The sequence below is a fragment of the Zoogloea sp. LCSB751 genome, assembly GCF_002028455.1.
Lineage (GTDB): Bacteria > Pseudomonadota > Gammaproteobacteria > Burkholderiales > Rhodocyclaceae > Zoogloea.
Map to the genome: position 1 here is coordinate 1 of NZ_MWUM01000612.1, position 237 is coordinate 237.

The following is a 237-nucleotide window of genomic DNA, read 5'->3' on the forward strand; positions in this document are numbered from 1 at the left end:
CTTGCCCCCACCACTCTGGAGCAACTGATGGGGAGCGAGGAGGGGATGCAGGCCCTATCCGGGCTGCTCCATGCCAGCCTCGGCGACCAACTGGGCAAGGCGGTGCCGCAGCTGGCACCCATGCTGGCCCAGTTCACGGCCCTGGGTTATCTCAAGGCGGAGCAGGCGCACCTCAATGCCGAGCTCAAGCTCGACAAGGGGCTGGTCACCATCAACGGTCTGCCCCTGCCTCAATAA

1 protein-coding gene is annotated in these 237 nt (G+C 65.0%); it reads left to right on the forward strand.

Going from position 1 to position 237, the window contains the following annotated elements; translation table 11 throughout:
• Positions 1-237 (forward strand): DUF945 family protein (locus B4920_RS27915; RefSeq protein WP_139379782.1); only part of this gene is annotated, 237 nt, incomplete at its 5' end.